Source organism: Halomonas sp. Ps84H-12 (genome assembly GCF_024124725.1).
GTDB lineage: Bacteria > Pseudomonadota > Gammaproteobacteria > Pseudomonadales > Halomonadaceae > Vreelandella > Vreelandella aquamarina.
In genome coordinates this window covers 1-24,713 of record NZ_JAMXSJ010000014.1, presented here as the reverse complement: position 1 = coordinate 24,713, position 24,713 = coordinate 1, and the positions used below count along the sequence as shown (strand labels likewise).

Below are 24,713 nucleotides of genomic sequence, written 5' to 3'. Positions count from 1 at the left end.
AAGTCGCGCCGCTGCGAAGCTGGCCTCCATCGGCCTCAAGCCAAAAGAGCAGGAACGGCTAGCGCTGGTAGCGGAAGACCCATACCGCAAGCCGCCCCCGTTTGAGAAACTCGTGGGTGATCTTGCGGGGTTCTATTCATGCCGCATCAATATTCAGCATCACCTGGTCTATCAAGTGCTCGATGACGAGCGAGTGGTGGAAGTTCTCAGGCCTGGAGCCACTATGAATAATGCATAACCAACGGCTGTTGCGGATGTATTAGCCTTCTCAACGGCACCGCCATTTATCCTTCCCCGCGCCTTTATCTGGCCAATGGCGTTCGTGAGCACAGTGTGCGGGCGATGGATTTGATCACGCCCATTAGCATGGGGCAGCGCGGGCTGATCGTGGCGCCGCCGGGGGGGGGCAGGGAAAACCACGCTGTTGAAGCATATCTGCCAGGCCGTGGCGGCGGCGTATCCCGAGATCAAGCTGTATGCCCTGCTGATCGATGAGCGCCCAGAGGAAGTGACCGATTTCAAGCGCAGCGTGACCGCCAAGGTGCACGCTTCGTCGTCTGACGAGAGCTACGCCCACTATGCGCGCGTGGCCGACAACCTGCTGCAAACGGCGCGCAGGCAAGCTGGCGAGGGCCAGTAGCCTGCCCGGTGTGGCCACCAGAATGTCCACGCCTTCGATCAAACGCTCCTTTTGGGGCGCGGTATCCATACCGCCGTACGCGGCCATTGAGGTGAGCGGGGTATGCTTGGCGTATTGGACTACGCTGGCTTCCACCTGAACCGCCAGCTCGCGGGTGGGTACGAGGATCAGTGCACGGATGCGTTTACCGCGCAGCGGCTCTGCGGCTTTGCTGAATTTTTCCAGCAGCGGCAGCACAAAGGCCGCGGTTTTGCCCGTGCCTCCATCCCAACCAGGTATAATCCTGTCATGACGCTAAACGCACACGCATGTAGGGCGTTTTGTCTCCATTCCGAATGAACAGAGTCGTGGTCGATGATTAACACCAAAATTTACAAGGCGGTGTACGAGCTTGCCGAAAAGCTGATGAAGGCGGCTGCCAAAGATGACCGCGCCACTTTTGAAGCGCTGTATGCCGAGCTTGAGGCGATCTGCACCGAGCACGAGAATACCGGGAAAGACCACCCAGAGCAGTGGGAAACCCTGGCCGACTTCACCGAAGAGCTAGAAGACGCGCTGCCCATCTACCAAAAAGCGCTGGATAAGGCGGTAGCCAAGCAGTCGAACGACCACATTGCCTCGATTGGTTTTTCCATGGCGGCACTGCAAGTGGAGCTGGGCGACAACCAGGCGGCGATTGAACGCTTGCAGCAGGCCCAGGCCAGTGCCCACACTATTGAAGATAACGAACTTAAAGCAGAAATTGATGAGCTGCTGGCAACATTAACTACCGGTTAGGAACCTGATTTTGACCAACAACGATATTTTTCGCCGTATCCGCTACACCTTTGATTTAAAAGACAACACCATCGTCAAGATCTTCGCCCTGGCGGACGTGAGCGTGACCCAGGAGCAGGTGACGGCGTGGCTGAAAAAAGACGAGGACGACGCCTTCGTGACCATGAAGAACAAAGAGCTGGCGTCGTTTTTGAACGGTTTCATCAGCTTCAAACGCGGCAAGCGTGAAGGCCCGCAGCCTGCGCCAGAATCGCAGCTGAACAACAATATGGTGTTCCAGAAACTGCGTATCGCGCTGAACATGAAGGCAGAGGATATTTTAGAAGTGTTCGAGCAAGTGGGCTTGCCGCTTAGCGCACATGAGCTTAGCGCGTTTTTCCGCAAGCCCAGCCATAAGAACTACCGTGAGTGCAAAGATCAGATGCTGCGCAATTTCCTGATGGGCATTCAGCTTCAGCTGCGCCCGAACGATAAAGGCTAAGCGAGGCCCTCGCGCTTCACACACACGAAGATCGCATTGCCTGAGACGTTATCCCAGGGCGTGATGGTCTGGTAATCATGCTCAAACACGTGCACCTCGAAGGTAGGCTCCAGCAGGGCGATGAGTTCGCTAAAACTGACGGCCACCATGGAGTGCTCGTCGTACCACACCTTCGTTGTCTCCGCCGTGGTCTTTTCGATGCTCAGCCGCAGCGACTGCCGCTCCCCTTGGCCGCTGTAGTGCCACCCGGAGCGGAAAGTGAACCTATCCTCCGCCTGCTGGACCGTGTGCTTGACGAACAGCGCGTTGTCGATCCGCTGCTTATCCACCGCGTTGAAGCAGAACACGCCGCCCTCGTTCAAGGCGCGGTGGGCACTGGCGATGCAGTCGCCGAGCTTGTCCAGGCCATCGCTGTAGTGGATGGAGTAGAGAAAGCAGGTGATGAGATCCAGCGGTTCGTCGACCTCAAAGCTGCTCATATCCTGCAGTGAGAAGTGCGCCTCTGGGCAGCGTTGGGCGGCAATATCCAGCATCGGTTGGTTAATATCCAACCCGCTGCTGGTGTAGCCAGCATCCAGAAAATAACGCACGTGAGGGCCGGTGCCGCAGGCTAAGTCCAAATGGCGTTTGCCTTCATTACCAAAAATTTGGTGCAGGCGACGAATGGCGTGGCTTTGGGCCTGGTAGTCGATGTCGACGCACATCAAATCGTAGTAGCCAGACAGGTCGGTGTAGAGCGCGTTGACGGACATAGTGGCCTAATGGTGAGGGCTGACATAAATGAGGAGGCGCATAGTAAACGAGCGGTTGGAGTTTGAGAAGGCGTAGGAGTGGCTTGGCCAAGCGGCGATCAAGTTTGCACTCTTTCACAGTCTGGCTAGCGCTTTAGGGTTAATGTGATTAAAGAAATCGTGTGATGGTCCGATAACTACTAAAGTCGCACGACACATTCGATTGCCATACGAGGCTGCCATGCTAAAACCCTTTGCTCTCATTCTCTCTGCGTTGCTCCTGGCGATGACTTCTTATGTACAGGCGTCTACCACCGAGGCGGCGGAAGCGGCCGCGCTCGCTTGGCTGGAAGCGATTGATCAAGGTGAATATGAGCAGGCTTGGGAAAAGTCGTCGCCGCTGTTGAAGACGCCGCTTTCTCCCACCATGCTGCAGCGCGTGGTGACGCTGGCCCGCAACGATTTGGGCAGCGTCGAGTCGCGGCGGCGCATCCGCATGTCGCAGTACACCTCGATGCCTGGGGCGCCGCGCAACGACTACAAAGAGTTCGCTTTTAAAACCCAGTTCACGAATAACCAGCGCGTGGTCGAAGTCGTCACGCCACATCTGGAAGAGGGCACGTGGCGAGTGAGCGGCTACTACGTGCAGTAACGTGATTCGCGCCCATCAATAGCCGCCAACGTTGGCGGCTAGTGTGTTTTCTACACGATCAGCCCCGCCAGTGCCTGCATCCCCAGGACTAGCAGAAGCACCACACTGCCCAGCGCTAGGCTGGTCTTCAGCGCATGGCGTTTCCACATGCTTTCCACTCGGTGCCCAAAACGGTGTACCAGCCATGCTAGCCCGTAGTAACGCAGCCCGCGGGCGATGAGGGCGGCCAGGGCGAACAGCGCGATGGGGTAGCCCGAGAGCCCGGCGGTAATCATCGCGACCTGAAACGGAATCGGCAAAATGCCAATGGCGAGAATGGCTGCAAAGCCGTACTGGTCAAAGAAGCCTTGAAACGCCTGATAGCTCTGCTCCATCCCCATAAATTCGATAAACCACGTGCCGACGGACTGGTACAACACCATGCCCACGCCGTAACCGACGATGGACGCCGCTAAACAGCCCAGCGTGGTAACGGCGGCAATAGCCCAGATGCGCTGCCGGTTCACTGCCATTAGCGGGATTAATACCAGTTCAATGGGAATCGGCAGAATAATGGTTTCTAAAAAGGAGAGCGTGGCGAGCAGCCACAACATATTTTTCGAGCCGTTAATACGCTCAAACCACTGCTTCGTACGCGTTGATGTAAAGGCCATAGGAGCGCTACAGGGAAGGGTTAATACGGCGGTAAACAGCGGTTAATAAGCTATACACGCCAAACGCAAATAGCCCAACAGCCACAAACGCGAGCAGCCACTGGCCCAAGGCTTGGCCTCTTAACGTGCTGAACACTTCGGTCGTGCCGCCCGCTTGGTTAGGGTTGAACTGGTAAGCCGCTAGGATAAAGAAGCTGCCAACCATAACAAATACCAATCCACGCACCGCTAAACCAAAGCGGCATACTGGGTAAGCCCAGCGCTGCACTTTGGCAGGCATTGAGAAGTGGCGGTCGAATTTTGCTTTCCAGCCTTTAATGGCATGGGCGATGCCCGCGCCAATCAGCGCAATGCCGACTGCGGCCACCAGCCAGCGCCCGAAGGGCTGCTGCATCAGCCAACTGGCCGCACTTTCAGAACCATCTCCAGAGCCGCTAGAGCCGCCGATATGAACCACAAGCTTGGCAGCAAAAAAGGCCAAGAACGTATGCGTAACGGCGCTAACCAGCAAGCCCCCGCGAATCGCCAGCCCTTTAGTGCCGCTGCCGTGGTGATCAGTATCCTGAAGGGCTTGCAGCGTGCGCCATACGGCATAGCCCACTAACCCCAATGCAATAACGCCCAGCAGCACTTTGCCGAAGGGGGCGGTTAGTACGCTTTCAAGCGCGCCGCGGCTGCCTTCGGTTTGGCCGCCTTGGCCAAACGCCGCCAGTGCCGCTAATCCACCCACCAGCAGATATACCACGCCTCGCGATGCGTAGCCCAAGCGGGCGAACAGTTTTACCGCATCCCGTTGGTTCGGGGGGGTACTGTCCATGATGTCCTCCTGACGTAAATGGCAATGGCGATCCTTCCGGAGGCCCATACTGTGGGTGTAGGGAGATAATGTCCAGCGTAGCGTTTATTGGGCATTTGGCGATAAAAGGGATGCAAACTGAGCAAGATTCGGGTGGGCCCTGGGGCCTTCGCTGGTTAAGCTTGAACTACTGTGAGCGTTATCCCTTAGCCTTACCCGTGAGATAGAAGCAATGAACGACTACGCCCGCATCGAAAAAGCCATGGCCTTTATGGTGGCCAACGCCACCCAGCAGCCGAGTTTGGAGACGGTGGCGGCGCAGGTGCATTTGAGCGCGTTCCATTTTCAGCGGCTGTTTTGCCGCTATGCAGGCGTTAGCCCCAAGCGCTTTTTGCAGGCGCTGACGCTGGCGCGGGGTAAACAGCTCATTGCCTCGGCGCAAAGCCTGGCCGATACCGCCCAGGCGCTGGGGCTAAGCGGTGGCTCGCGGCTTTACGATCATTTTGTGACACTGGAAGCGGTCACGCCTGGCGAGTTTAAGCGCCAAGGGGAGGGCGTGGAGATTGCTTACGGCATTCATCCCACGCCGTTTGGCGAAGTGTTGGTGGCAGCGACGCCAAGGGGTATTTGCCGAATGGGGTTTCTGGCCGCCACGCCCGAGGCAGAGATGCTGGCTCAGCTCGCCGCTGAGTGGCCGCGCAGTACCGTGCGCCACCGGCCAGAGGCGACCCGCTATGCCGTCGATGCGCTGTTCGAGCCAGGGAAAACGGCTGCGCCGGGGGCGCTGTCGCTACACGTACGCGGCACCAATTTTCAGCTGAACGTTTGGCGAGCACTGCTGATGATTCCCGACGGACGGCTCGCCAGCTATTCGCACATTGCCCAGGCGCTAGGCGCGCCAACAGCATCTCGGGCGGTAGGGAATGCGGTGGGCGCGAACCCGGTGGCGCTGTGGATTCCCTGCCACCGGGTGATTCAGCAAAGCGGCGCGCTAGGCGGCTACCGTTGGGGGCTAGATGTGAAACGCAAAGTGCAGGCCTGGGAAGCTGCCCAGTACGCTGAACAGTTGGAAAGCGCCCACGGCTAGTGCCCAAAAACGGACCAGCCGGTGCGCTGCACGAACATCTCCAGCGCCCGCGCCCCTAGCAGGCTGTTGCCATAGCGATCTAACCCTGGCGACCACACCGCTAGCGAGCCGCGCCCCGGCGCGATGGCTAAAATGCCGCCGCCTACGCCGCTTTTGCCCGGCAAGCCCACGCGAAAGGCGAACTCCCCCGAGGCATCGTAGTGGCCGCACAGCATCATCAGCGAGTTGATCCGCCGTGCCCGCTGGGGCGACACGACGCGCAAATTGCTGGGCCGATTGACCCCATCGGAGGCCAGAAACAGCCCGGCGTGGGCCAACTGTTCGCTGCTCATGGCGATAGCGCACTGGTGAAAGTAGGTGCCGAGCACTTTATCGACATCGTGGCGCAGCCGCCCAAAGGCTTTCATAAAGTGGGCTAGCGAAGCGTTGCGATCTTTGTGCTCCATTTCCGACGCAGCGACTTGATGATCAAAACAGATGCTGTTGTCGTCTGCGATGTAGCGCACAAAGCTCAAAATTTCGGCCAGAGTCTCTTTGGGTTCGTGGCCCATCATGATGGCATCCACCACCGCAATGGCCCCGGCATTGATGAACGGGTTGCGCGGTTTGCCGCCCTCATGCTCTAGCTGAACGATGGAGTTGAACGGGTCGCCGGAAGGCTCGCGGCCTACTTTTGACCACAGTCCATCGCCCCATTTCCCCAGCGCAATGGTCAAGGTAAATACCTTGGAAATACTCTGAATCGAGAAGGGCGTGGTCGCGCAGCCCGCCGAAAAGCGCTCGCCCTCTACCGTGGCTAGGCTAATGGCAAACTGGCTGGGGTCTACATGGGCAAGCTGAGGGATGTAATCAGCCATTTTGCCGCGCTCGGTTTCCTGGGCCAACTCGGCGGCAATATCGTTGAGTAACTCTTGCATCTCGGGCGTCGTCGTTTGGCAGCGGGAGCCGCTACCCTAGCGGAAAAAAGCTCAGCTGTCTGCCTGTTATCCGGCCCTTCCACGACGCACCTTGTGAAGCCTGAGGGCGCACGATTTAATCAAAATGCGCGTCAAACCTCGGCCTTTTAGGCCGAGGCAGGATAGCGCGAGGCGCGCAGCGCCTCTTAGTTGACATGCTAGATTTACCACGTTAATTTTTAGCCATGACGACCGTACACCGCGCCTATCGTTATCGGTTTTATCCCACGTCCGAGCAAGCTGACCAGCTTGCCCGGACGTTTGGCTGTGTGCGCTATGTCTACAACCACTTCCTGCGCCAGCGCACCGATGCCTGGTTCGAGCGTCAAGAGCGCATGGGCTACAACGCCACCGCCAAAGCGCTCACCACCCTCAAGAAACAGCCGGACACGGCGTTTCTGGCCGAGGTGTCCAATGTCTGCTTGCAACAGTCGCTCCGGCATCTCGACCGCGCCTTCTCAAACTTCTTCAAAGGTCAGGCGCGGTATCCCACCTTCAAGAAAAAACAGCGCAAACAGTCGGCCACGTACATGGCCAACGGTTTTCGCTGGCGCGACGGCAAGCTGTGGCTGGCTAAGCACAAGGACCCACTCGATATCCGCTGGAGCCGGTATTTTTCCGGCACACCAAGCAGTATCACGGTGAGCTGCGATACCGCTGGCCGTTACCACGTCAGCTTTTTGGTGGAAGAAGCGGTCACGCCGCTGCCCGTGACACCCAAAATGGTCGGTATCGACCTGGGACTGACGCATCGCGTCATCACCAGTGACGGCGACAAAATCCCCAACCCGCGTTTTCTCCATCGTACCGAGCGCAAACTCGCACGGGTGCAACGCAACCTGTCGCGCAAACAGAAAGGCTCGCAAAACCGCGCCAAGGCGCGGCATCGAGTGGCGAAGGTGCATGCCAAGCTGGCCGACCAACGCCGCGACGCCACCCATAAACTCTCCACGCAGCTTATTCACGAGAACCAAGTCATTGCTGCCGAGAGTTTGCCGGTCAAGAACCTGCTGAAAAACAGCTCACTGGCGAAAGCAATTAGCGACGTGGGCTGGTACCAGCTTACCCAACAACTGGCGTACAAGGCCGAGCGGTACGGGCGCGATTTCGTCCAGATCGACAAGTGGTATCCCAGCTCAAAACGCTGTTTTCACTGTGGCCATATCACCGAGAAGATGCCGCTCAATGTCCGCACTTGGGATTGCCCACACTGTGGCACCCAAGGCATCGACCGCGATGTGAACGCTGCCCGCAACATTTTGCAATCGGGCAAAGCCATTCTGGCGGGCGCTGACAAGCTCCGGCAGCATGAAAAGACGACTACCGTGGGGCTCACGGGAGGTTAAGCCTGTGGAGCTTGTGTAAGACCTGAGGTGCCATCACCAAGGGCAACGGGCTGTGAAGCAGGAACCCGGAAGGCAACAACCGGGAATCCCCTTCCTTTCCGCCGCAGGCGGCAGCTTCCTAAGAAGCTGAGGAAGGGGAGGAGGTCAAGGACGGATATTCAGCAACTGCGTAGGTCGAGAAGACGCCATGACCACACTGATGATTCAAGGCACCACCTCGGATGCGGGCAAAAGCACCGTGGTGGCGGGGCTTTGCCGAGTTCTCAAGCGCCGGGGTCTCTCGGTGGCCCCGTTCAAACCACAAAACATGGCGCTAAACAGTGCGGTGACCAGCGATGGTGGCGAGATTGGCCGCTCCACCGCGCTACAGGCCCAAGCGGCCGGCGTCCTTCCCCATAGCGATATGAACCCGGTACTGCTAAAGCCAGAAACCGACCGGGGTGCCCAGGTGATTCTGCGTGGTAAGGTGTACGGCCATATGGACGCGCTGGACTACCACGCCTTCAAACGCACCGCCCAAGAGAGCGTGATGGCAGCGTGGCAAGCGTTAGAGCAGCGCTATGATGTGATTATTGCCGAAGGCGCAGGCAGCCCGGCGGAAATCAACCTGCGCAAAGGGGATATTGCCAATATGGGCTTTGCCGAAGCCGCGGACTGCCCGGTGCTGCTGGTGGGCGATATTGACCGCGGCGGCGTGTTTGCTCAATTGGTTGGCACGCTGGCGCTACTGAGTGACAGCGAACAGGCCCGCACCAAAGGCTTTATTATCAACCGTTTTCGGGGCGATATTGCGCTGCTGGAGCCAGGGCTAGAGTGGTTGGAAGCGCGCACCCAAAAGCCGGTGCTGGGCACGCTGCCGTATCTACAAGGGCTGCTGCTGGATGCCGAAGATAGCATCGGCACCGTGCAGGCGGAGAAAGAGAGCCAAACGCTCAAGGTTATCGTTCCTGCACTGCCGCGCATCAGTAACCATACCGATTTCGATCCGCTTCGCCTGCATCCGCAGGTATCGCTTAGCTTTATCGGCCCCGATCAGCCCATTCCCTGCGCTGATGTGATCGTACTTCCCGGCAGTAAAAGCACCGCTAGCGACTTAGCCTGGTTAAAGCGCCAAGGTTGGGACGCCGCGATGACTCGCCACCTGCGCTATGGCGGCAAAGTGCTGGGCATTTGCGGCGGCTTTCAAATGCTGGGGGAGTGGGTGGATGACCCCGACGGGCTAGAGGGCACGCCCGGGAAAGTCGCCGGGTTGGGTCTGTTACCGCTGACGACACGCATGGTGGCGGGCAAGCAGCTTCGCAACGTGAGCGGCATGTTGGTGGGGGAAGAAGCAAAGGTAAAGGGATACGAGATCCATAACGGCGTTAGCAAAGGCTCCGCTCTGGACAATCCGCTATTCGATCTCGGTACCCACTTGGATGGGGCCATCAGCGAGGACGGCCAAGTGATGGGCACTTACCTACACGGCCTGTTTGATCATCCAGACGCCTGCCAAGCGCTACTCACGAAGCTTGGCCTAGCCAAGGCAGGCAGCGTAGATTACAACGCCCACCGCGAACAAGCCTTGGAGCGCTTGGCCGATACGCTAGAAGCACATCTGGATATTGACGCGATCCTGGCGTTAGTCAAATCTTAACGGAGGCTATTCCGCTGCAGTGTCTTTCGATGGACGTTTCGCCATCAAGGTAATTTCTACCGAACTGCCACCGCAAATGTGGGGTGATTCAGTACAAGTGCGCGCTGGGTAGCGCCCTGGCTCAAAAAATTCGGCGTAGATGCTGTCTAGCGCATTGATCTGTTTTAGGTCAGTGAGGTGAACATCCACGCGAACCACATCCGCCAGACTGCCACCTTCTTGCTCTAGCATGCGCGCGAGTTCGCGCATCACTAGGCGGGTCTCCTCTTTAACATCGCCTCGCGCCGCTTCCCCGTTGGAAAGATCGGCCACCGTCAGGCCAGAAATAAACATATAGTGGTCGTCAACTACCATATGGCTACCCGGGAAACTGGGTTTTGGCAGGGTAGGGTCGTTGATGAACTGTGTCATGTGCTCTCCTTGGCAATAAAAAAATGCCTTGCCTTTACTGCGACTGCCTCAGGGCATTAGGGTTCAATGAATAACCAGACTGGTGTCATCACGCGCTTTGCTCTACGCTGGCGGGCTTTTATAGCTCGCCAGCGCTTGTTGTAACGTAGGGAAGTGGCGGGGTAAACGAACGCAACGAGAGAGCGTTATGAAGGTAGTCCATGTAAGTCAGAGTGAGCCGCGTGATGCGTGTTTGGCCAAGCTATGTGCTGAGGTGTATGGCCAGCAGGCAGGCCTAACGCCGCTGGTAGTGTTTACCGGTACTAAAAATGTACTGTTTGCCCAAGAAGGCGCACGCCTTTTGGCGGGTGTAGACGGTGCTGGAAAGCCGCTGGCGCTAGCCCTGCTGGTGCTGGATGAAGCGGGCGAGGGCATGACCGTGACTCACGCCTGCGAGTTTGCAAAAGGTGCAAAAGCTCGTTTGTTGAGCGAGCTCAGTCTGAAGGCTCCGCTGCGCATCGATGCGCAGGATGAAAAAGAGAAAGCGTTCTATCAGAAGTGCGGCTTCAAACGCTGGTTCGCGGCGGATAATGGCCAGCATATTGGGCTGTCGGCGCGCCATCCTGCCAAGAGCCTTGAGGCGCTATCGCCCACGTTAGCACTGGATGAAGCACTGATTTTGCGTCGCTTTAAACACGATGCGGCTGCGTTTGCTCAGGCTAAAGAGGCATTTTTAACCGGGATCAATAATGTGCCTGCGACGCTTTAAGGCAACGCGACGTTCCATTATTCGCGACTAGCTTGCACGCTGTTGTCATGTTCTCAATAGCGTGGCTAGGGCACGTGATCAGGGAGTAAAACGCTATCGTTTGTCGAAGGTTTGGAATACCCCACCCAAGCAACGGCGTTGGGTGGGCAAACGCTACTTCGCCAATTCGCGCATAGCGGTTTCCAGCCCTTCCAGCGTCATCGGGTACATACGGTCGTCGATGAGCTCGCGAATGAGCGTGGTCGAGTAGGTGTATTCCCAAGTGCGGGGAGGCATTGGGTTAAGCCAGGCTAAACGGGGGAATTTCTCGGTCAAGCGTTTGAGCCACACGCCGCCGGCTTCATCATTGAAATGTTCGACGCTACCGCCAGGATGGGTGACCTCATAAGGCGACATGGCGGCGTCGCCGACGATGACCACCTGGTAGTCCGCGCCGTAGGTGTGCAGTACGTCCATGGTAGGGATACGCTCGTTGCCACGGCGCAGGTTGTTTTTCCAGACGCCTTCGTAGAGGCAGTTATGGAAGTAGTAGTGCTCTAGGTGCTTGAACTCGGAGCGTGCCGCAGAAAAGAGCTCTTCGCAGACGCGAATGTGGTCATCCATGGAGCCGCCCACGTCCAGAAACAGCAGCACCTTGACCGCATTGTGGCGCTCCGGGCGCATCTGGATATTGAGCAGCCCGGCATCGCGGGCGGTTTCGCGAATGGTACCGTCCACATCGAACTCGTCCCGAGCGCCCTGGCGGGCGAATTTGCGCAGCCGTCGCAGGGCCATTTTGATGTTGCGGGTGCCCAGTTCCAGCGAGTCGTCGTAATCGCGAAAGCGTCGCTCGTCCCACACTTTGGTGGCGCGGCGGTGGCGGGAACCATCTTGCCCAATGCGAATGCCTTCCGGGTTGTAGCCATAAGCCCCAAACGGGCTGGTGCCGCCGGTACCAATCCATTTATTGCCGCCTGCGTGGCGCTCTTTCTGCTCCTCCAAACGTTTTTTGAACGTCTTGATGAGCTCTTCGAGCCCGCCTAGCGATTCGATCTTGGCCTTCTCCTCGTCGGTGAGCTGTTTCTCGAGTTCGCGGCGCAGCCACTCATCGGGAATCAGTGCTTCGATGGCGGCGTCCATGTCCTCGATACCCTTGAACCAGGCGGCAAAAGCGCGATCGAAGCGGTCAAAGTGGCGCTCATCCTTCACCATCACCGTACGCGCGACCTGATAGAACGCCTCCATATCGGCAAACACCACGCCGCGCTCCACCACGGCGTGAAGATCTAGCAGCTCCCGCAGTGAAACAGGTACGCCCGCGCGTTTGAGGGTTTCAAATAAGCCGATAAACATGGCTTAGCGCCCGCTGTTCTTCTGGCGACGCATCATAAAGGCCAAGCGTTCCAGCAGGTGGGTGTCCTGCTCGTTTTTAACCAGCGCACCGGCCATGGGCGGCAGCGCTTTGGCGGGGTCGCGATGGTAAAGCGCTTCTTGTGCCAGCTCGTCGGCCATCAGCAGTTTGAGCCAATCGACCAGCTCTGAGGTGGAGGGCTTTTTCTTGAGCCCTGGGGCGCTACGCAGATCAAAAAAGACTTCCAGCGCTTCGCTGACCAGCTTAGGAGCAATGTTCGGGAAGTGAACATCCACAATCGCCTGCATGGTTTCGCGGTCGGGGAATTCGATATAGTGGAAAAAGCAGCGGCGCAGAAAGGCATCCGGCAGCTCTTTTTCGTTGTTGGAGGTGATGACAATGATCGGGCGCTTTTCGGCACGGATGGTTTCACCAGTTTCGTAGACGTGAAACTCCATACGGTCCAGCTCTTGGAGCAGGTCGTTGGGGAATTCGATATCTGCCTTGTCGATTTCATCAATCAGCAGGACCACCCGCTCATCAGCGGTAAAGGCTTCCCACAGTTTGCCGGGCTTGATGTAGTTAGCGACGTTCTCAACACCTTCTACACCTAGCTGTGAATCCCGCAGGCGGCTCACCGCATCGTACTCATACAGCCCTTGAGCGGCTTTAGTACTGGATTTGATGTGCCAAGTGATCAGCTTGGTGCCGAGGGATTCTGCCAGCTCTTCTGCTAATAAGGTTTTGCCGGTGCCTGGCTCGCCTTTGATCAGTAGCGGGCGCTCAAGTATCACGGCAGCATTCACCGCCTGTTTAAGCGCATTGGTTGCGATATACGAAGAAGTGGAATCAAACGCCATAGTGGGCCTCGGCTTATTGGAAGCGTGGTGAATATCAGATTCAAACAAGTGTACGTGAGGCTGGTCGCCCAGGCCAAGCGCCGTCCGCTCTCAGGCCTTATTCGGCGGCACGATGCCTTGGCGCTGCATTTGCCGATACACCGTTGGCCGTGAAACCCCCAGCTCGCGTGCCACGGCGCTAATGTTCCATTGGTGTTGCTGCAGCTGAATGAGGAGTTGGCTATCGGCGGCCTCGTTTTCAGGCGCGGTGATGGCTGGCGAGTGGGTAATGCGCTGGCTGAGGCACTGTTCGGGCAGGTCGTGTACGGTGATTTCGTCGCTCTCGGCGGTGACGAGTGCAAACGCCAGGGCGTTTTTAAGCTGACGAATATTGCCGGGCCAGGCGTAGGCAAGTAGGGCGCTGATGGCGTCGGCCCGCAGCCTAGGGGCGGAGCTTCCGCCGCGTTCGCTCACCACATCGCTGAATACTTGGCGAATCACGTAGAGCTTGTCGGCGCGTTCGCGCAGCGGTGGTAAGCGCAGTTGGGCACCGTTCAGGCGGTAGTAGAGGTCTTCACGAAACTCTCCCTGCGCAATCATGGTATCGATATGGCGGTGGGTAGCGGTGATCACCCGGATATCGACTTTTTCGGGTTTGTTTGCCCCTAGCGGCATCACTTCCCGCTCGGCCAGTACCCGCAGCAGGCGGGTTTGTAGCGCCAGTGGCATATCGCCGATCTCGTCTAAAAACAGCGTGCCGCCATGGGCCTGAGGGATCAGCCCGCGCATACCTTTTGCTCGCCCGCCGGTAAACGCGCCGGGTTCGTAGCCGAACAGCTCGCTTTCGATCAACGCTTCGGGAATCGCCGCACAGTTCACCGCAATAAAGGGGCCTTTGGCGCGGTTGCCGCTATCGTGCAGCGCACGGGCGACTACTTCTTTGCCGGTACCGGTTTCACCACTGATCAGCACGTTGACACTGGCTTCGTTACGCAGCCGTTCGGCCAATTTCTGCACTTTACGTATAGCGGGGTCGTCGGCCCCCAGCCGTTCTAGCGCTGTTGGCAGCGAGGAGGCGGGCTTTCCGAGTGGTGCGATGCGCGGCCTGCGCGGCTCAAGCAGGCTAATAAAGTAGATGGCGTTGCTGGCGCGGGCGCGAAACGCCCTGAGCTGGTCGTTGGTCGCGCTGTTGATACTCAGCACATCGGAAATTTCGCACTCAAACAGTTCGCTGAGCATCGGTGCGTGTTGAGCAGACCACGGCGGCCAGCGCTGTTGGTGCGTACTGATCAGTTCGCGGCCGACGGCATTGGCGGCAATAACCTGGCCGTTCTCTTCAATGGCGATAAGCCCACGCCCGTTCACATGCACAAATTCCCGCGAGGTATCTAAGCGCACCATTAGGCAGTCGCGGTAGCGCTGCAGAAAGTAGGCGTCTTCGATCATGCGGGCGTAGAGCGTCACCAGCGATAGGCTGAAGTTCTGACTCTCATGCTGAGTGGGCGACTGCAGCGCAGAGATATCCAGCACGGCCATTACGTTGCCTTGCGGGTCGGCGATAGGGGCAGCCGTGCAGGTCAGAGAAATATGCGTGGCGTCGAAGTGCTCCTGGCGGTGGCAAATGATCGCTTGGCGGTCGTGCAGGCAGGTGCCTACGGCGCAGGTACCCGCGAAGCGCTCGTCCCAGTCAGCTCCTAAATAGAGGCCCGCTTTGCGTAGCTGCTGGTCTTGATTGGGATTGCCGCGAAACTCCACGGTAATGCCGCGATGATCGGTGAGGAGCAGCACGTAGCCGAGCTGGGCGATTTGCCCGTAGAGCTGCTCGACCCCGGCCCGGGCGACGTGCAGCAGCTCATCGACGGATTCCCGGTGCTCGATCAAGGTTTGCTGGGGCACCACCCGGGCAGGGCGTGGCTGCGTGGGGTCGAGTTGGTACTCGTTGAGGCAGCGCAGCCAAGAGCGGCGGATGGTGGCCTGTGCCGGTAGCTGCGGCGCATCCAGCCCTTCACCGAGCTGGAAGATGTGCTCGATATGCTGGCGCTGCAAGGAGGCCAAGCGTGTCGGTGGTAGTGATGGCGTTGGCATGGCGAATCCACACACGATTATTGTTGTACTTCCAGACTATGCGCTTTGTAGAGGGTGTCAACGAGGGTGTATTACGCCGTTAGTCGTGCGTTACACCTGTAACGTTAGCCGTACACACGACGTGACAGGTGTACGCGGTTTGCGCTGTTTTATGGCGCTGTGTGGATGTTTGATTGCTGATATTTTTCAGTTGCTTATTGCCTATTTAGCGCATTTGGCACGGCAGGTGCTTAGGGTTGAGTGTCTTATCGACAGTGCAACAATAACAACGACCTTGGAGTACCCGCGATGACTCACACAGAGGTAAGTACCCCATCAAGCGCTACCAGCACCGTCAACGCATGGCTACATGAGTTTGATGAAGCGCTCCAGGCGCGCGATATCCAACGCGTGCTGATGCTATTCAACGACGAGTGCTACTGGCGCGATTTTCTGGCGTTTACCTGGAATCTAAAAACCTGCGAAGGCCAGAAGGAAATCCAGGCCATGCTTGATGCCACGCTGGCCAATACTCAGCCCACCCAGTGGCAGCTTGACGGTGAGGCCAGCGAAAACGGCGATACCGTCGAGGCGTGGTTCACCTTCAAAACGGCCATTGCCAGCGGAAAAGGCTACCTACGTTTGATAAACGGCAAGTGCTGGACACTGCTGACCACCATGCAGGCGCTGGACGATTTTCCCGAACCGCGCAACCACCATCGCCCTAAAGGGGCCGAGCATGGTGCCAACAAACAGCGTGAAACCTGGCTGGAAGCCCGCGAGCGGGAAGAAGCGGAGCTTGGTTACACGCGCCAGCCCTACTGCGTGATCATTGGCGGTGGCCAGGGCGGTATTGGCCTGGGGGCGCGGCTAAAGCAAATGGGCGTGCCCACCATCATCATCGAGCGCAACGAGCGTGCGGGGGACTCCTGGCGCAAGCGCTATAAATCCCTCTGCCTGCACGACCCGGTATGGTACGACCACCTGCCCTACATTCCTTTCCCGGAGAACTGGCCGGTGTTTGCCCCGAAAGACAAAGTGGGCGATTGGCTGGAAATGTACACAAAAGTGATGGAGCTCAATTATTGGAGTTCCACGACCTGCGACAATGCACGCTTCGATGAAGCCGCAGGCGAGTGGATCGTGAACGTGAAGCGCAACGGCGAAGAGATCACGCTACGCCCGAAACAGCTGGTGATGGCTACCGGGATGTCCGGTATGCCCAACGTGCCCAAGTTTGCAGGCGCGGAAAGCTTCGAAGGCGAGCAGCAGCACTCCAGCCAGCACCCAGGGCCGGATGCTTACGCGGGCAAAAAGTGCGTGATCGTGGGCTCGAATAACTCGGCTCACGATATTGCCGCCGCGCTCTGGGAGCACGATGCCGATGTCACCATGCTCCAGCGCTCCTCGACCCATATCGTTAAGTCGGATTCATTGATGGAAGAAGTGCTGGGGCCGCTCTACTCGGAAGAGGCGGTAGCTGGCGGGTTGACCCACGAAAAAGCCGACCTGCTGTTTGCCTCCATTCCTTACAAAGTGCTGCCTGACTTCCAGCGCCCGGCGTTTGAGGCGATTAAACAGCGCGACGCTGAGTTTTACCAAAAACTCGAAGACGCGGGCTTTATGCTCGATTTCGGTGACGATGAGTCTGGCCTGTTTTTGAAATACCTGCGCCGTGGCTCGGGTTACTACATCGATGTGGGGGCCTGCGATCTGGTCGCCAATGGCGATATTAAGCTGCGCAGCGGTGTTGGCATCGAGCGTATTAATCCGCACTCCATCACGCTCACTGACGGCAGCGAGCTGGACGCTGATTTAATCGTCTACGCCACTGGCTATGGCTCCATGAACGGCTGGGCGGCACGGCTTATCTCCCAGGAAGTGGCCGATAAAGTGGGTAAATGCTGGGGGTTAGGCTCTGACACCACCAAAGACCCTGGCCCTTGGGAGGGCGAACTGCGCAATATGTGGAAGCCCACCCAACAAGAGGCGCTGTGGTTCCACGGTGGCAACCTGCACCAGTCCCGGCACTACTCTCACTATTTGGCGCTGCAGTTAAAGGCTCGTATGGAAGGACTAGATACCCCCGTCTATGGGCTGCAGCCGGTTCACCATGTGTCTTAAAAGCTATGTGTCTTAACAGGAAGGGATACTTATGAGTCAGTCAACGAATCAGCCTCAGATGCAGGCCGCAGTGTGGTATGCCGCTAAAGATCTGCGCGTTGAGCACGTGCCGGTGCCTACCATCAACGACCCCCATGCGGTGAAAGTGAAAGTCGCCGCCTGCGGTATTTGCGGCAGCGATTTACACGAGTATGCCGCCGGGCCGATTTTTATTCCGGTAGGCAAACCGCACCCCATTAGCGGCGAACAGGCACCGATCATCATGGGCCATGAGTTTGCGGGTGAAGTGGTGGAGGTTGGTGAGGAAGTGACGCGGGTGAAAGTAGGCGACCGTGTGGCCATTGAGCCGATACTTTCACCTAACAAGGATGGCGCTTACCAGATGGAGCGCTACAACCTGACGCCGCTGCTCGGCTTTCACGGCCTCTCCGGCGGTGGCGGCGGATTTTCGGAGTTCACCGTGATGGGTGAGCATATGGTGCACAAACTGCCGGATGACCTCAGCTACGAGCAGGGGGCGCTGGTCGAGCCTGCGGCGGTCGCGCTGCACTCAGTACGCCAGAGCAGCCTCAAAGCCGGGGATAGTGCCGTGGTGTTTGGTGCGGGGCCGATTGGTTTAATGACCATCGAAGCGCTTAAAGCCGCCGGGGCTGCACAGATTTATGCGGTGGAAGTCGCACCGTCCCGTAAGGCCAAAGCCGAAGCGCTGGGAGCCATGGTCGTCGACCCACAGCAAGAGGACGCGGTGGAGAAACTGCACGCCTTGAGCGGCGGCGGGGTGGACGTGGCCTTCGAAGTGACCGGCATTCCCGCCGTGCTCAACCAAGCGCTGCACAGCACTCACGAGGGCGGCGAAGTGGTGGTGGTGAGTATTTGGGAGGGTGACGCCAGCTTCCAGCCCAATGACCTGGTCATCAAGGAGCGCACCATGAAAGGCATCATTGCCTATCGCCATGTGTACCCAGCGGTGATGGCGCTGATGCAGCGGGGCTACTTCCGCGCCGAGGATATGGTCACTCAACGCATTCCGCTGGCGGATATCGTGGAGGAGGGCTTTGAGGCGTTGCTGAACGATAAGGCGCAGGTGAAAATTATCGTCACGCCATAGCGGTACGTTTTTGAAAGGCGAAAGGCCATCCGCGGATGGCCTTTTTTAATGGGATTTTTTGATGGGCGGTGCCGCTACTCGGCATAAATCATTTTGCGCGTCATCCCGCCGTCGGCGACAAAGTTCTGCCCGGTGATAAAGCCGGATTCTTTGGAGAGAAGAAAGCGGGTGAGCGCGGCAATATCTTCGGGAGTGCCCACGCGCCCCACCGGATGCTGGTCACGATCGATGGCGCGGTGCTCCACCGGCTGCTGGCGGCTGGGTTTTTGCCAGTCGCTGACCTCGATCCAGCCAGGGCTAACGGCGTTGACGCGAATATCCGGGCCTAGGCTGACCGCTAGCGCGTGGGTCAACGCGACAATGCCACCTTTGCTAGCGGCGTAGGCTTCGGTATCCGGCTCGGATTGGATGGCGCGTGACGAGGCCATCAGCACCATACTGCCGCCGTGCGGGCGTAGATAAGCAGCCCCATGCTTGGCGCACAAAAAGGCGCCGGTGAGGTTAGTGTTTAAGTAGGCCTGCCATGTCTCTAGCGAGAGCTGCTCCACCGGGCCATGGAAGGGGTCGGCAAGGCCCGCGTTATGCACGATGCCGTTGAGCTGGCCAAAGTGGCCGACGGTTTTTTCGAGGCTGGCTGCCACTTGGGCTTCATCGCTGACATCCGCCATTAGTGTTAGCAGGTTCTCACGGCGGGGCAGTCGTTCAGCGGCCGCACTTAGGGCTTCTTTATCAATATCCGTAATGGCAACGCGATAGCCGTCGGTGAGCAGGGTGTGGGCGATACCGAGACCAATTCCTTGGGCACCGCCAGTGATATAGATGATGTGGGGCTTAGTCATACGCACTTTTCCATGGTGAGTTAAACGTGTCTTGGCACGGTAGCCGTTTTAAATGTGAAATATCGATACAGCTAACGACAGCAGCTGAATAAATGCATACATTGACATTAACTGCTAATTGAAGAGGACCCAACGCTAGGGCAGCATATCCTGGAACAGTTGACAAACTTCAGCTACGTGGTATGCCTGTTCTCCTCGGTTCCGGCTGCGTGCAAGGAGATTAACAAAGAGCCCCCGATATTTTAATTGTCGATGCCATGATGGGTGTTGAGCACATGGTGTGCAGCCTCGATGCGTCAGATCAAGATCGGGATCGTTTACTGGTATTGGCGGATGAGGCGCTTTACCGCGCCAAACGCGGGGCCGCAACCAGGTGTGCCAGTAGCGCTATCCGTCGACGGCGCTGGCATGATTCGTTATGGAGCAACGCAGCAACAATTGCGCACTGCTGGTGCGCTTTTGCCGTCTGGCAAGCGATGCGCGTCTTTCGAATACGGTTTATTTTTTATAACTCTATGTATTTAAGTAGAAATATATTTATTGGCATGCGGCTCGCTACATAAACGGTAAGCAGCAAATGAACAGAGTCATTTAGGTCACTTGCATGACGACACTCGATGCTCTCCCTTCTTTGCGACGTTGCTAAGGCGATGCCTGGCAACCCACCGAGTGAGCTGGCGTGCTCCACCTGGGTCCCCTTCGGGGGACTTTTTTTATGCCTGCTTTTCGGGGCCGTTGGTTAATAAAAGCTATCAGAGTCAGAAAACCTATAATAAAATTTCACAGGAAATTTGGAAACAGTGTTCGTATACTATATATTGTATAGGTTAGCTGGTGTCGACCAGCACCAATTCCAAGCAAGATGCAAGAGGATGACCCTGATGAGCAAAATGAAATTGATCACCGCCGCTATCGTTTCAGCCAGCGCTTTCATGGCGAGCCAAGCCGCTATGGCTTATGAAGCTGGCGATGTCTTTGTTCGCGGCGGTGTTGCCCAAACGGACACGGGCTCAGGTAACGGCAATGTTGGCGGTGCGGACCTCAACGTACAAAGCGCACGTGGCTTCACTTATGGTGCGGGTTACCTGTTCAGCGACAAAGTTGGCGTTGAATTAAACAGCTCTGAGAAATTTGAACACGATTTAAGCGCAGCTGGTGCCAGTGGAGGTAGCGTCGATCGCCTGCCGGTCAACCTGCTGGTCAACTACTACCCCTTGGGTGGTTTAGACTCTAAAGTACAGCCCTACGTTGGTGTTGGCTTAAACTATACCCGCTTCTCTAGCGAGCCGACTGGTTTTAGCATCGATGAGAGCTATGGCGCCATTGGCCAAGCGGGTGTGGACTTGGCCGTCACCGAAAACATCATGCTAAACGGTTATGTGAGCTATGCCGACGTCAACTCCGACATCAACCTGGATGGCGCTGGCCGTGTAGGTGAAGTGGACATCGAGCCTGTCACCGTAGGCGGTGGTATTACCTACCGTTTCTAAGCCTATCGTTTTAAGTCTGGCGGTTAATCGCCAAGGTACGCCCGGTTCCTTCATTGGAACCGGGTGTTTTTTTACCTGGCACTAATGTGTTTGTGTCAGGTTGTCGCAGCCGCTTTCCGTAATCACGATATTGTCTTCGATGCGGATACCGCCGCAGGCGGCCAAAGCGTCCACCGTGGCCCAGTTGACGGCAATTCCCTGCTGGCGCAGCGGCGCGAGCAGCATGGGAATAAAATAGAGCCCTGGTTCAATGGTCACTACCATGCCGGGTTGCAGGGTGCGGGTGAGGCGCAGGGCAGGGTGAGCGTCAGGTGCCGGTGATGGTGTGCCGTCTGGCTGTCTCAACCCGGCCACATCATGTACCTGAATACCCAACGAGTGCCCAAGCCCGTGGGGGCAAAAGGCTCTCGTGATACCTGCTTCCATGGCGCTTTCTGCGCTGCCGTTATATAGCCCGTGTGTGACCAAGATATCAGCTAATCCTTGGTGCATTTTTTCATGCAGTGCAACGAAATCAACGCCAGGGGCGATGTGTGCAATCAGCTCATCTTTGAGGCTGTGCATGGCGGTAATTAAAGCGTCAAACTCGCTGGGGGCATCTGGGCCTGCATAGGTGCGGGTAATATCGGCGCAGTAACCCCGAAAGCGTCTGCCCGCATCTACCAGCAGGCTATAACGCTGCTTGGGGGCTGACAGGTCATAGTGCTGATAGTGTAAGACCCCGGCATGCTCATTTAGCCCAATAATATTTTGATAGGGCACTTCAGACTCGCGTTGCCGGCTGGCTGCCAGATAGGCTAACTGCACATCCAGCTCGGCGGCAGCGCCTATAAAAGCGGCGTTAGCCGCCTGATGACCTGCTACCGCCAGCCGGTTAGCTTCACGCAGGCAGGCAATTTCATAAGCAGATTTCGTCATCCGCAGCTCATCTAGCTCGCGAACTAACGCTTCAGGTTGCAACGTGGCCACGTTAGCGAGCTGCGCGGTGCTTTCAAGCTCCGTTACATCGCCAATGACGGCGGCGCGGCCTGATAGCGGTGGCGTGATTTTGTCGCTACATAGGTGCACATCAAACTCGGCGACCCACGGCTCTTCAGGTAGCTGTGTCGGCAAGTGCCAAAAATCTGCGGGCGCATAGAGGTAGAGCTGGGGGCGTTGATCGGGTTGAATCACCAGCCAGCTGTGCTGAACATCGGCCAACCCTACCCAGTGGGTGAAATGCCCGTAGGCCTGAAAGGTCGTGGTGTGATCATCGGCGAAATGGTAGCGGGCGTGGCCGCTGTAAATCGCCAGGCTATCCAGTTGATGGGTAGCTAAGCATTGCTGGTAAGCACGCTGTAGCGACGCGATATGCTCGCGCTGCTGTTGGTAGAGGGTTGCTGACATATAAGACATCCTTTCAAGATCGGGGTGGGGTAAGCTCGCTCCACAGGCTATCGAGTTCGGCGTGGTGCTGGCTTTGGTGACGATAAAGCCGCAGCTCCATCGGCACGTCCCAGCGACTATCGCCAGCCCTGACCAGCGTGCCGTTGGCGGTTTCCGCTGCCACATTGCGTTCCGGTAGCCAGCTCATGCCATAGCCCAGCAGCACCAGCTCTTTAATGCCCGCCGCGTAGAGATTTTCACTTTGCGCTGTTAAGTACGTGCTTTGGGGCAGTCGCGCCAAATGCGCTTTGACCGCCGAGCCTAATAGCCCCCGTTTGGGGTACGCCAGCCAAGGCACTGGCTGCTGGCGAGTGCCGGGGAGCTGTGCACAGGGCGTGCCATCGGCTTTCAGCCCTGTCATGGGGATCAACCGCTCATGTCCAATGACTCGGTAAGTACAGGCGCTGGTATCAATATCTAGATCACAGCGGCCAATAGGCCAGTAGCAAATCGCCAGATCACACTCCGCCCGGGCAAGCGCCTGGAAGTAGTCGCTGGCCACCCAGCCCGTGGCGCGCAAGTAGGGCTGCATACGGTCTTGCCAACCCAGTTGGGTCAGCCATTCGGGCAGAAAATGCGCCAGCAGGCTTTGCGGTGCTGCCACCATAATGCGCCGCTGCTGCCCGGCACTGATCTCACGAACGCGATCACGCGTTAAGCGAACCCGGTCGGTGACCTGTTCGCATAGCGTTAAAAACTCTTCCCCCGCAGGCGTTAACGACAGCGGTAGCGTTTGCCGGTTGATCAGCGTGACGCCCATCTCCTCTTCCAGCAGCTTAATGCGCCGGGAAAAGGTGGGCTGTGTGACGTGCTGTTCGTCGGCAGCGCGAGAGAAGTGTCGCGTTCTGGCCAAAGCAATAAAGTCTTCTAGCCAGCGAATTTCCATGCCTTACCTCGCAAAGCGGCCAAGCGTATAACGGTTGAATGGGCCGCGCTCATAGGCGGCCTTCTTCAACAGCGTGGCACGCAACGCGGGTACCGTCATCCTGGGTTCTTAGTGCAGGGATTTCCTGTTTGCAGCGGGCGTTGGCATGGGGGCAACGGCCATGAAAGACACAGCCGCTAGGCAGATTGACCGGCGTAGGCACTTCACCGGAGAGGCGAATGTGCTGGGGGCGGTCATCTTCCAGCCGAGGGATGGCCGACAGCAGCGCCTGGGTATAGGGGTGCCGAGGCTTAGCAAACAGCGTAGCGGTGGTGGCAATCTCGCATACCGTGCCCAAGTACATAACGGCCACCCGCGTGCCGAAGTGCTCGACCACGGCCAGGTCGTGGGTGATAAACAGATAGGTCAGGTTACGGTCCCGTTGGGCATCCATCAGCAGGTTGAGCACCTGAGCCTGAATGGATACGTCCAGTGCTGAAATGGGCTCGTCAGCCACGATAAATTCGGGGTCGACGGCGAGTGCGCGAGCAATCGCAATCCGCTGGCGCTGACCGCCGGAGAACTCGTGTCCAAAGCGCTTGCCCCAGTCTGGGTCGATACCCACCGAATGCATCACCTCCTCGACTTTATCGAGGATCTGCTGGCGGTTCCAGTCGGGATGGTGAAGCCGCAGTGGCTCTTCCAGCGTCTGCTGAATGGTCATGCGTGGGTTCAGCGACGCGTAAGGGTTCTGGAAGATCATCTGCATGCGCTTGCGGTAGGGCAGGAGCTGCTTCGAGCTGAGATCGTCGATGCGCTGGCTGTCGTAGCGAATTTCACCCTCTGAGGGAGAAATCAGCCCCATGACCGTGCGCGCCACGGTGGACTTACCGCAGCCAGATTCACCCACCACGCAGAGCGCTTCGCCGCGTTTGATGTCCAGGTTCACGCCGTTAATGGCGTGGATAAACTCCTGATGGCGAACCAGCTTGCCGCCTTTGAAACGTAGCTGTTCCAGAAAATCACCGGAGAGTGAGAAACGCTTTTTAAGACCGCGAATTTGCAGTAGCGAGTCGTTGCTCGCTTCGTTTTGGGTCGGCATGGTCGCGATCGTTTCCGCCTGGGCGTTCATAGGGTCTCCTCCTTCAAGCGGCGGTCTTCAAGCATTTCCGCCACCATGTGGCAGGCAACGCGGCAGTTACCGGATTCAACAAAGTCGGGGACTTGTTGGGTGAACCGCCCCGGCTTTACCGGAGACTCCATATCTTGAGAGGATGGAGTTATGAACTCACCAAAACGATATTCCCCAGAAGTCCGGGAGCGAGCTGTTCGATTAGTCCTTGAACAGCAAGGCGAATACCCGTCCAAGTGGGCGGCGATCTGCTCCATTGCCAGCAAGTTCGGCTGTACACCAGAGACTTTGAGAGCCTGGTGCAAACGCACAGAACTCACGCAGGAAAACAGCTCGGTTAACCTGTCTGAACATGAACGGCTCAAGCAGCTAGAGCGTGAAAACACCGAATTGAAGCGTGCCAATGAAATTCTCCGTAAGGCGGCTGCTTTTTTCGCCCAGGCGGAGCTCGACCGAAAACCCAATTGATGGTGTCATTTATCGACGAGCATCGTGCTCAGTTCGGGGTCGAGTCGATTTGTAGTCAACTGCCAATCGCCCCATCGACGTATTACCACCACAAGGCACTTGAAGCTGATCCTGA

The 24,713-nt window shown here is 57.5% G+C and carries 22 protein-coding genes, 5 pseudogenes and 1 other annotated feature; of the genes and pseudogenes, 13 read left to right on the top strand and 14 right to left on the bottom strand.

Annotated elements, in window-relative coordinates; translation table 11 throughout:
• Nucleotides 1–19 precede the first annotated feature (19 nt).
• Nucleotides 20–231 (top strand): annotated as a pseudogene (locus tag NH344_RS08695) (Txe/YoeB family addiction module toxin).
• 3 nt (nucleotides 232–234) lie between these two features.
• Nucleotides 235–631 (top strand): annotated as a pseudogene (locus tag NH344_RS08690) (transcription termination factor Rho); the annotation flags it as partial.
• On the opposite strand, the pseudogene NH344_RS08685 reads toward NH344_RS08690, so the two are convergent.
• Nucleotides 626–901, bottom strand: a pseudogene (locus NH344_RS08685) (DEAD/DEAH box helicase); the annotation flags it as partial. The pseudogenes NH344_RS08690 and NH344_RS08685 overlap by 6 nt on opposite strands.
• 93 nt (nucleotides 902–994) lie before the next feature.
• Here NH344_RS08685 and NH344_RS08680 point away from each other — a divergent pair.
• Nucleotides 995–1,417 (top strand): hypothetical protein, encoded by a 423-nt coding sequence (locus tag NH344_RS08680; RefSeq protein ID WP_044630396.1) that lies wholly within the window; start codon nucleotides 995–997, stop codon nucleotides 1,415–1,417.
• 10 nt (nucleotides 1,418–1,427) lie between these two features.
• Nucleotides 1,428–1,898: a DUF1456 family protein gene (locus tag NH344_RS08675; RefSeq protein ID WP_044630397.1), complete on the top strand. Its 471-nt coding sequence runs from the start codon at nucleotides 1,428–1,430 to the stop codon at nucleotides 1,896–1,898.
• Here the strand turns inward: NH344_RS08675 and NH344_RS08670 are convergent.
• Entirely contained in the window at nucleotides 1,895–2,650 is a 756-nt protein-coding gene (locus NH344_RS08670) for a class I SAM-dependent methyltransferase (protein WP_253027785.1), read from the bottom strand. The genes NH344_RS08675 and NH344_RS08670 overlap by 4 nt on opposite strands.
• 220 nt (nucleotides 2,651–2,870) lie before the next feature.
• On the opposite strand from NH344_RS08670, the gene NH344_RS08665 reads away from it, so the two are divergent.
• The gene (locus tag NH344_RS08665) at nucleotides 2,871–3,281 is read left to right on the top strand and encodes a DUF4019 domain-containing protein (RefSeq protein WP_044630399.1); all 411 of its coding nucleotides are present in this window, start codon (nucleotides 2,871–2,873) and stop codon (nucleotides 3,279–3,281) included.
• Between the two features lie 50 nt (nucleotides 3,282–3,331).
• On the opposite strand, the gene NH344_RS08660 is transcribed toward NH344_RS08665, so the two are convergent.
• Entirely contained in the window at nucleotides 3,332–3,934 is a 603-nt protein-coding gene (locus NH344_RS08660) for a VTT domain-containing protein (protein WP_044630400.1), read from the bottom strand.
• A 7-nt stretch (nucleotides 3,935–3,941) separates the two neighbouring features.
• Nucleotides 3,942–4,751, bottom strand: coding sequence for a DUF1206 domain-containing protein (locus NH344_RS08655; protein ID WP_062363238.1), 810 nt, complete (start codon nucleotides 4,749–4,751; stop codon nucleotides 3,942–3,944).
• A gap of 211 nt (nucleotides 4,752–4,962) precedes the next feature.
• On the opposite strand from NH344_RS08655, the gene NH344_RS08650 reads away from it, so the two are divergent.
• Nucleotides 4,963–5,817 carry a methylated-DNA--[protein]-cysteine S-methyltransferase gene (locus tag NH344_RS08650; RefSeq protein WP_062363233.1) on the top strand — a complete coding sequence of 285 codons (855 nt, stop codon included), beginning with the start codon at nucleotides 4,963–4,965 and terminating at the stop codon, nucleotides 5,815–5,817.
• Here the strand turns inward: NH344_RS08650 and NH344_RS08645 are convergent.
• The gene (locus tag NH344_RS08645) at nucleotides 5,814–6,734 is read right to left on the bottom strand and encodes a glutaminase (protein WP_062363230.1); all 921 of its coding nucleotides are present in this window, start codon (nucleotides 6,732–6,734) and stop codon (nucleotides 5,814–5,816) included. The two genes, NH344_RS08650 and NH344_RS08645, sit on opposite strands and share 4 nt — an antisense overlap.
• 224 nt (nucleotides 6,735–6,958) lie before the next feature.
• On the opposite strand from NH344_RS08645, the gene NH344_RS08640 reads away from it, so the two are divergent.
• On the top strand, nucleotides 6,959–8,119 hold the full coding sequence (locus tag NH344_RS08640; protein ID WP_074210195.1) for an RNA-guided endonuclease TnpB family protein: 1,161 nt from the start codon (nucleotides 6,959–6,961) through the stop codon (nucleotides 8,117–8,119).
• A 187-nt stretch (nucleotides 8,120–8,306) separates the two neighbouring features.
• The gene (locus tag NH344_RS08635) at nucleotides 8,307–9,755 is read left to right on the top strand and encodes a cobyric acid synthase (protein WP_054645377.1); all 1,449 of its coding nucleotides are present in this window, start codon (nucleotides 8,307–8,309) and stop codon (nucleotides 9,753–9,755) included.
• A gap of 6 nt (nucleotides 9,756–9,761) precedes the next feature.
• Here NH344_RS08635 and NH344_RS08630 read toward each other — a convergent pair whose 3' ends face one another.
• Entirely contained in the window at nucleotides 9,762–10,166 is a 405-nt protein-coding gene (locus NH344_RS08630) for a RidA family protein (protein ID WP_054641791.1), read from the bottom strand.
• A gap of 187 nt (nucleotides 10,167–10,353) precedes the next feature.
• Between NH344_RS08630 and NH344_RS08625 the strand changes: the two genes are divergently transcribed.
• Complete coding sequence (locus NH344_RS08625) at nucleotides 10,354–10,914, top strand: hypothetical protein (RefSeq protein ID WP_044630412.1); 561 nt, start codon at nucleotides 10,354–10,356, stop codon at nucleotides 10,912–10,914.
• A 153-nt stretch (nucleotides 10,915–11,067) separates the two neighbouring features.
• On the opposite strand, the gene NH344_RS08620 is transcribed toward NH344_RS08625, so the two are convergent.
• The 3 genes from NH344_RS08620 to NH344_RS08610 form a co-directional block, all read right to left on the bottom strand.
• Nucleotides 11,068–12,246 (bottom strand): VWA domain-containing protein, encoded by a 1,179-nt coding sequence (locus tag NH344_RS08620; RefSeq protein WP_253027784.1) that lies wholly within the window; start codon nucleotides 12,244–12,246, stop codon nucleotides 11,068–11,070.
• A 3-nt stretch (nucleotides 12,247–12,249) separates the two neighbouring features.
• Nucleotides 12,250–13,104: a MoxR family ATPase gene (locus tag NH344_RS08615; RefSeq protein WP_253027783.1), complete on the bottom strand. Its 855-nt coding sequence runs from the start codon at nucleotides 13,102–13,104 to the stop codon at nucleotides 12,250–12,252.
• Nucleotides 13,105–13,194: 90 nt separating this feature from the next.
• The gene (locus NH344_RS08610; RefSeq protein WP_253027782.1) at nucleotides 13,195–15,168 is read right to left on the bottom strand and encodes a sigma-54-dependent Fis family transcriptional regulator; all 1,974 of its coding nucleotides are present in this window, start codon (nucleotides 15,166–15,168) and stop codon (nucleotides 13,195–13,197) included.
• A 288-nt stretch (nucleotides 15,169–15,456) separates the two neighbouring features.
• On the opposite strand from NH344_RS08610, the gene NH344_RS08605 reads away from it, so the two are divergent.
• Both NH344_RS08605 and NH344_RS08600 read left to right on the top strand, forming a co-directional pair.
• Nucleotides 15,457–17,271 (top strand): NAD(P)/FAD-dependent oxidoreductase, encoded by a 1,815-nt coding sequence (locus NH344_RS08605; RefSeq protein ID WP_253027781.1) that lies wholly within the window; start codon nucleotides 15,457–15,459, stop codon nucleotides 17,269–17,271.
• 31 nt (nucleotides 17,272–17,302) lie between these two features.
• Nucleotides 17,303–18,379 (top strand): 2,3-butanediol dehydrogenase, encoded by a 1,077-nt coding sequence (locus tag NH344_RS08600; protein WP_275041238.1) that lies wholly within the window; start codon nucleotides 17,303–17,305, stop codon nucleotides 18,377–18,379.
• Between the two features lie 74 nt (nucleotides 18,380–18,453).
• Here NH344_RS08600 and NH344_RS08595 read toward each other — a convergent pair whose 3' ends face one another.
• Nucleotides 18,454–19,218 carry an SDR family oxidoreductase gene (locus tag NH344_RS08595; protein ID WP_062374639.1) on the bottom strand — a complete coding sequence of 255 codons (765 nt, stop codon included), beginning with the start codon at nucleotides 19,216–19,218 and terminating at the stop codon, nucleotides 18,454–18,456.
• An 881-nt stretch (nucleotides 19,219–20,099) separates the two neighbouring features.
• Between NH344_RS08595 and NH344_RS08590 the strand changes: the two genes are divergently transcribed.
• Entirely contained in the window at nucleotides 20,100–20,708 is a 609-nt protein-coding gene (locus tag NH344_RS08590) for an OmpW family outer membrane protein (RefSeq protein ID WP_170968100.1), read from the top strand.
• A gap of 81 nt (nucleotides 20,709–20,789) precedes the next feature.
• Here the strand turns inward: NH344_RS08590 and pepQ are convergent, their stop codons facing one another.
• The 4 genes and pseudogenes from pepQ to NH344_RS18360 all read right to left on the bottom strand — a co-directional run.
• Nucleotides 20,790–22,094 carry a Xaa-Pro dipeptidase gene (pepQ, locus tag NH344_RS08585; RefSeq protein ID WP_253027780.1) on the bottom strand — a complete coding sequence of 435 codons (1,305 nt, stop codon included), beginning with the start codon at nucleotides 22,092–22,094 and terminating at the stop codon, nucleotides 20,790–20,792.
• A gap of 13 nt (nucleotides 22,095–22,107) precedes the next feature.
• Nucleotides 22,108–23,019 carry a LysR family transcriptional regulator gene (locus tag NH344_RS08580; protein WP_253027779.1) on the bottom strand — a complete coding sequence of 304 codons (912 nt, stop codon included), beginning with the start codon at nucleotides 23,017–23,019 and terminating at the stop codon, nucleotides 22,108–22,110.
• 49 nt (nucleotides 23,020–23,068) lie between these two features.
• The gene (locus tag NH344_RS08575) at nucleotides 23,069–24,130 is read right to left on the bottom strand and encodes an oligopeptide/dipeptide ABC transporter ATP-binding protein (RefSeq protein ID WP_253027778.1); all 1,062 of its coding nucleotides are present in this window, start codon (nucleotides 24,128–24,130) and stop codon (nucleotides 23,069–23,071) included.
• A pseudogene (locus tag NH344_RS18360) lies at nucleotides 24,127–24,231 on the bottom strand (methionine ABC transporter ATP-binding protein); the annotation flags it as partial. The gene NH344_RS08575 and the pseudogene NH344_RS18360, both read right to left, overlap by 4 nt.
• 49 nt (nucleotides 24,232–24,280) lie before the next feature.
• On the opposite strand from NH344_RS18360, the pseudogene NH344_RS08570 reads away from it, so the two are divergent.
• Nucleotides 24,281–24,713: pseudogene (locus tag NH344_RS08570) on the top strand (transposase); the annotation flags it as partial.
• Nucleotides 24,556–24,672: a sequence feature (AL1L pseudoknot), on the top strand. It overlaps the preceding pseudogene by 117 nt.